The sequence below is a fragment of the Caballeronia sp. genome (genome assembly GCF_028292365.1).
Lineage (GTDB): Bacteria > Pseudomonadota > Gammaproteobacteria > Burkholderiales > Burkholderiaceae > Caballeronia.
In genome coordinates this window covers 1-5,166 of the sequence record NZ_JAQGMM010000027.1, presented here as the reverse complement: position 1 = coordinate 5,166, position 5,166 = coordinate 1, and the positions used below count along the sequence as shown (strand labels likewise).

3 protein-coding genes are annotated in these 5,166 nt (G+C 59.8%); 2 read left to right on the top strand and 1 reads right to left on the bottom strand.

Annotation, left to right across the window (positions count from 1 at the left end; genetic code table 11):
* Nucleotides 1-127: 127 nt before the first annotated feature.
* On the bottom strand, nucleotides 128-880 hold the full coding sequence (gene rpsB / locus JWR14_RS01265; RefSeq protein WP_299699993.1) for a 30S ribosomal protein S2: 753 nt from the start codon (nucleotides 878-880) through the stop codon (nucleotides 128-130).
* 452 nt (nucleotides 881-1,332) lie between these two features.
* Between rpsB and map the strand changes: the two genes are divergently transcribed.
* Nucleotides 1,333-2,142 (top strand): type I methionyl aminopeptidase, encoded by an 810-nt coding sequence (gene map, locus JWR14_RS01260; RefSeq protein WP_299699990.1) that lies wholly within the window; start codon nucleotides 1,333-1,335, stop codon nucleotides 2,140-2,142.
* A 512-nt stretch (nucleotides 2,143-2,654) separates the two neighbouring features.
* On the top strand, nucleotides 2,655-5,166 hold a 2,512-nt coding region (locus tag JWR14_RS01255; protein ID WP_299699987.1), incomplete at its 3' end, for a [protein-PII] uridylyltransferase.

The window sequence follows — 5,166 nt, the reverse complement described above, 5'->3', positions numbered from 1 at the left end:
CTTCGATGCAGGCGGCAAGAATTCGTTTCCGCACAACGCGTATTTTTCTCGCGTTGTAGCCAGGTGTCATGACTTAAAAAAAGGGGGCCTGTAGAAAGCCCCCTTTTTTGCCGGACACAGGGCAGCCTTACGCTTCCGGGTTGACCTCGACGAACTCGTCGCCGTCACCGCCACGTGCAGCCTGCACCACTTCGTTGACCGCGTTTGCACGGCCGTCGAGGATCGCGTCAGCCACGCCTTGCGTGTACAGGGCGACGGCCTTGCTGGCGTCGTCGTTACCCGGGATCACGTAGTCGATGCCTTCCGGTGAGTGGTTCGTGTCGACCACAGCGATAACCGGCACGCCGAGCTTGCTAGCTTCGGTCACGGCAATCTTGTGGTAGCCGACGTCAACCACGAAAATTGCGTCCGGAATGCCGCCCATGTCCTTCACACCACCAATCGACTTTTGCAGCTTGGCGATTTCACGTTCGAACAGCAGCGCTTCCTTCTTGCTCATGCGCTCCGTTTCACCGGCTTCCAGCGCTGCTTCCATGTCTTTCAGACGCTTGATCGATACTTTCAGCGTCTTGAAGTTGGTCAGCATGCCGCCGAGCCAGCGTGCGTTCACGAAAGGCATGCCAGCGCGTTGCGCTTCTTCTGCCACCGTGTCACGCGACTGACGCTTCGTGCCAACAAACAAAATCGTGCCGCGATTCGCTGCCAGTTGACGCACGTACTTCAGCGCGTCGTTGTACATCGGCAGCGTTTTTTCGAGGTTGATAATGTGAATCTTGTTGCGATGACCGAAAATGAACGGAGCCATTTTCGGGTTCCAGAAGCGAGTTTGGTGACCGAAGTGGACACCGGCTTCCAGCATTTCACGCATTGTTACTGCCATGAGAGTTCTCCGCGAGGGTTAGGTCTTAAGCCGGCTGCCGCATCGGGCGCCCCGTGTTTCTTAGCTTTTCGGAGCGCCGGACACCCTGGGTGCGCCGGCTTGCGATTCAAAGTCCGATCTGCCTTTACGCCTTTCGCACCGGCTTTCCGTGAAAACGTTGTTTTCAGGAAAACCTTATTGAAAAGACGATTACAAAGTAGATGCAGACTTAGCCGACGAGTATATCACGCTCAAATGACACGACTCAAGATGCCCGTTCGTCCGAATAAGCGGCAAGACAGCTTTCCCATTCGCCGTGCCGAGGGCCACGGCCGCCAGTGCAATCGGTAAATTTGCGCATCGACCGCTTCAAAACCGTCGCGCCAGCCCGTGCGCGGGTGCGGCGGGGCCTGTAAGGTGCGATAATGGCCGATTCGCGCTCACAACGCTTACACGCATTCTCGATACAAGTCATGTCCATTACGCTGAAAAACGACCACGATATCGCGCAAATGCGCATCGCCTGCCGGCTCGCCAGCGAAGTGCTCGACTTCATCACGCCCCATATTGTCGCGGGCGTGACGACGGGCGAACTCGATCGCCTGTGCCACGAATACATGGTGAAGGAGCAAGGCACGGTGCCCGCGCCGCTGAATTATCAGCCGCCCGGTTATCCGCCGTACCCGAAAGCGACCTGCATCTCGGTAAACGACGTGATTTGCCACGGCATTCCCGGCGACAAGGCGCTGAAAAACGGCGACGCGCTGAATATTGATGTCACCGTGATCAAGGAAGGCTATTTCGGCGATACCAGCCGGATGTTCCTGGTAGGCGAAGGATCGATCATGGCGAAGCGCCTGGTGCAAACCACGTTCGACTGCATGTGGCTCGGGATCGACCAGATCAAGCCGGGCGCGCATCTGGGTGATATCGGGCACGCCATCCAGAAATATGCCGAAGCGCAGGGTTACAGCGTGGTGCGTGAGTATTGCGGCCACGGTGTCGGCAAGGTTTTCCACGAAGACCCGCAAGTGCTGCATTACGGCCGGCCGGGCACGGGCATCGAGTTGGAAGCGGGCATGATCTTCACCGTCGAACCCATGATTAACGCCGGTCGCCGCGATATCCGCACCATGCCTGACCAATGGACCGTCAAGACGCGCGACCGCAGCCTGTCCGCGCAATGGGAACATACGGTGCTGGTCACGCCGACGGGTTACGACGTGCTGACCGTGTCGGCGGGTACGCAAGCGCCTTCGCAACTGATCGCCGCGGCGGCCTGAAGCCGCTAGATGCAGAACCCGGGAACCGGGGTTCTGCGCTTGAGGGGCCGGGTTCCTGATACGGCGAAGCGTGGCCGAGCATTGCACGCATTGTGTTTCGGACGATATTAAGCTCGGGTGATATTAAGCGGCCGGATCGCGCCACGTGGATTGTGCTCCGTCCGCCAAGCGCTTTTCCCTCTATGAATTTTCGTCGTTGAGTCTCTCGTCGCCGAGTCGTGCCGAATCGTTGAAGCCAGTTATTTCGCCCGGTTTAAAGACAGCTTAAGCTTGCTGTATAGATACTGCGTTAGAGAAGGCACGGCATCTCGCCTTGCCCTCCCCAGACAACTGAAGCTAGCGGTCAAGTCGAGGCAGATATTCGCCTGCGTCATCCGCCGCATGCGGTCAATGCCGGACGCGCGCTGACTGCATCGCCGCGACCTGATTGAAAGCCCGCGAACCTGAAAGCCCGCGAACCGCCTGTTCGCCACGATCAATTTTCACCCACTGACCTCACGACCCGCCTGCCCATGAGCGTACCTGCCGACGCCCCGCCCCGCGCTGATTCGTTGAAAGCCTCGTACAAGACGGCCAAGGCGGCCCTGCTCGAGCGTTTCCAAAGCGCAACCAATGTCGATGGCCTGATGCACGCCCTCGGGCGCGCGACCGACGAAGCGCTCCGAGGCGCTTGGGAAGCCTGCGCGATGCCGAAATCGGCGGCGCTGGTTGCGGTCGGCGGTTACGGGCGCGGCGAGCTTGCGCCTTATTCCGATGTCGATATCCTCGTTCTCTTGCCCGATGACGAGACACCCGACCACACCGCTTCACAGGCCGCGCGTATCGAACAGCTGATCGGTATGGCGTGGGATCTTGGCCTGGACATCGGCAGCAGCGTGCGTTCGGTGACGCAATGTATCGATGAAGCAAGCAACGACATCACCATCCAGACTTCACTGCTGGAAGCGCGGCGCATAGTAGGCAACGAGACACTGTTCGAGACGTTCGAGGAGCGGTATCGGCAAACGCTCGATCCGCGCGCGTTCTTCCAGGCGAAAGTCCTGGAGATGCGCCAGCGGCACGCGAAGTATCAGGACACGCCGTATAGCCTGGAGCCGAATATCAAGGAAAGCCCCGGCGGCCTGCGCGACTTGCAGCTTATTTTATGGATCTCGCGCGCGGCCGGTTTCGGCAGCAGCTGGCGCGAACTGGATTCGCGCGGCCTCATCACCGAACGCGAAGCGAGCGAACTGCGCCGTAACGAAGGCTTTCTGAAGACCCTGCGGGCGCGGCTGCATGTGATTGCGCGGCGGCGCCAGGACATTCTCGTCTTCGACTTGCAGACGGCGCTGGCCGAAAGTCTTGGCTACAAAGCGACGTCGTCCAAGCGCGCGAGCGAACAGCTCATGCGCCGCTATTACTGGGCCGCGAAGGCCGTCACGCAGCTTGCCACCATCCTGATCCAGAACGTGGAAGCGCAACTGTTTCCATCGACGAGCGGCATTACGCGCGTGCTCAACGAGCGTTTCGTCGAGAAGCAAGGCATGCTGGAAATCGCCAGCGACGACGTTTTCGAACGCGAACCCAACGCCATTCTCGAAGCGTTCCTGCTGTACGAACAGACGCGCGGCGTGAAGGGCCTGTCCGCCCGGACACTGCGGGCAATCTATAACGCACGTGACCTGATGGGCCGCGACTGGCGGCGGGACCCCGAGAACCGGCGCCTGTTCATGGAGATCCTGAAGCAGCCCGAAGGCATCACGCACGCGCTGCGGCTGATGAACCAGACAAGCGTGCTGGGGCGTTACCTGCTCAACTTCCGGCGCATTGTCGGCCAGATGCAGCATGACCTGTATCACGTCTATACGGTCGATCAGCACATCCTGATGGTGTTGCGCAATATCCGGCGCTTCGCGATGGCCGAACACGCGCATGAATACCCGTTCTGCAGCCAGTTGATGGGCAATTTCGAGCGCCCATGGGTGCTTTATATCGCCGCGCTTTTTCACGATATTGCCAAGGGCCGCGGCGGCGATCACTCCGTGCTCGGCATGGCGGATGCACGGCGTTTTTGCCGTGAACACGATGTTGGCGCGGACGACAGCGACCTGGTCGTCTGGCTCGTGGAACAACATCTGACCATGAGCCAGGTCGCGCAAAAGCAGGACACGAGCGATCCGGAAGTCATCAAGCAATTTGCATCGATGGTCAAGACCGAGCGCCGGTTGACCGCGCTGTATCTGCTGACCGTCGCCGATATCCGCGGCACCAGCCCCAAGGTGTGGAACGCGTGGAAAGGCAAGCTGCTCGAGGATTTGTACCGCGCCACCCGCGCCGTGCTCGGCGGCGCCGAACTGCACGCGCACTCGGAACTCAAGTCGCGTCAGGAAGACGCGCTCGCGTTGCTGCGGCTTGAAACCGTGCCTGAAAACGCGGAAAAAGTGTTGTGGGACAAGCTCGATGTCGGCTATTTCCTGCGCCACGACGCCGCCGATATCGCCTGGCAGACCCGCGTGCTTTATAAACACGTGGAGAGCGAGAAGCCCATTGTGCGGGCACGGCCGTCGCCGATTGGCGCCGCGCTGCAGGTGCTGGTGTACGTGCAGGACCGGCCGGACCTGTTCGCCGGTATTTGTGCTTATTTCGACAAAAACGGCCTGTCTGTGCTCGATGCACGCGTCACCACCACACGGCACGGCTATGCGCTCGACAATTTTCTGGTCGCACATCCGGACCATGACGGGCATTATCGCGACATTGCGAATCTCGTAGAACAGCAGTTGAGTATGCTGCTGACCGCCGAGGGCATTTTGCCGGAACCGTCGAAGGGACGGCTTTCACGGCTTGTACGCACTTTTCCGATCACGCCGCGCGTGGACTTGCGTCCCGACGAACGTGGTCAGTATTACATCCTGTCCGTATCGGCTAACGACCGGCAGGGCCTCCTTTATTCGATCGCGCGGGTTCTGGCCCAGCACCGGATCGGCGTCCATGCGGCGCGGATCAATACGCTTGGCGAACGCGTGGAAGACGTGTTCCTGCTCG

What these genes read in the sequence shown, in the direction of transcription:
- rpsB (WP_299699993.1), bottom strand. Translation starts at nt 880, where the DNA reads ATGGCAGTAACAATGCGTGAAATGCTGGAAGCCGGTGTCCACTTCGGT.
- map (WP_299699990.1), top strand. Translation starts at nt 1,333, where the DNA reads ATGTCCATTACGCTGAAAAACGACCACGATATCGCGCAAATGCGCATC.